The 1,280-nt window shown below is 76.5% G+C and carries 1 protein-coding gene; it reads right to left on the bottom strand.

All coding sequences use genetic code 11. From position 1 onward, the window contains the following. Positions 1–42: 42 nt before the first annotated feature. Positions 43–951, bottom strand: a complete 909-nt coding sequence (locus ACFU99_RS44005) for a phosphotransferase enzyme family protein (protein WP_384404452.1) — start codon at positions 949–951, stop codon at positions 43–45. Between the last annotated feature and the right edge of the window lie 329 nt (positions 952–1,280).

Genomic DNA, 1,280 nt, shown 5'->3' with positions numbered 1-1,280 from the left:
CATGAGGGCAGGGCCTGCGGCGCGCCCGTCAGGCGTCAGACGTCAGAAAGGTCGCCAGCGCACCGTGGGGTCCCCGTCGCGCAGCGAGGCGACGCGGCGCCGGAACTCGGCGAGGGCGGCCGGGTTGCCGGGGGCGTGCTGGGAGACCCAGGCGCAGCTGGCGGTCTCGCGCGCGCCGCGGAGCACGGCGCAGCCGTCCCACTCGCGCACGTCCCAGCCGTACACCGCGACGAAGTCGTCGTACGCGGCCGGGGCGAGCCCGTAGCGGTCGCGGCTGAGCGCCATCACCACCAGGTCGTGCTCGCGCAGGTCGCCGGAGAACGTCTCCAGGTCCACCAGGACCGGTCCGTCCGGGCCGACGTGCACATTGCGCGGCAGCGCGTCGCCGTGGATGGGGCCCGGCGGCAGGTGCGGGGTCAGCGCGGCGGCCGCGGTGGCGAAGCCGTCGCGGCGCTCACGCAGATACGCCGCGTCGGCCGGGTCGATCGCGTCGCCGGCCAGCCGCAGCCAGCGCTCGACGCCGCCGAGCAGCTCCCGCCGCGGCAGCTCGCCGCCGTCGGCCGGTCCGGGCGACGGCAGCGCGTGGACCAGCCGCAGCAGGCCGGCGAGATCGGCGGGGCCGGCCGGGCGTACGGACTCGGGAAGCCGGTGCCAGACGGTGACCGGGCGGCCCTCGGCCGTACGGACCTCGGGTTCGGCCGCCCGTACGGCCGGGATGCCGCGCTCGGCGAGCCAGTGGGCCACCCGCAGCTCGCGCGCGGCGCGCGGCAGCAGTTCGGCGTCGCGCCCCACCTTGGCCACCAGGTCCGGCCCGCTGAAGACCGCGTTCTCGCCCAGCGCGACCAGCGCCGCGTCGGCCGCGAGGCCGGGCAGCCCCGCCGCCGCGAGCAGCTCGCGCGCCCGCTGTTCCGTAAATGCCGCGTCCGCCACGCCGTACCCTCCGCAGGCCATTGAGTCGATCACGTCAATTGTCCTCTGCCCGGCACGCGGCCCCCGCGCCGGGTGGCGGGGCAGCGCGGCGGGGCGGCATGGCGGGGCGCGCCGCCCTGTGCGTACGTACCCCCGCCGGCCCCGGCCGGATCACGCGCCGCGCCACGCTGCCCGAGCACAACCCTTGACTGCCGCACCCGCCCTCAGCACGATGACGTGGGCCTCGGACCGGGCGCCCGTACGAGCCGTCACAGAGCCGATCCAAGCCGATCCGATCCAAGCCGATCCGATCCGATCCAAGCCGATCTGGTCGCAATCGATCTCAAGGAGCCTCCGACGTGACCCTCGCG

Origin of the sequence: Streptomyces sp. NPDC057654 (assembly GCF_042800135.1) — a bacterium.
Taxonomy (GTDB): domain Bacteria; phylum Actinomycetota; class Actinomycetes; order Streptomycetales; family Streptomycetaceae; genus Streptomyces.
This window is presented reverse-complemented; position numbering and strand designations above follow the sequence as displayed.

Bases quoted from the DNA above. Each gene is read 5' to 3' on its own strand.
- ACFU99_RS44005 (WP_384404452.1), bottom strand. From the start codon at position 951: ATGGCCTGCGGAGGGTACGGCGTGGCGGACGCGGCATTTACGGAACAG.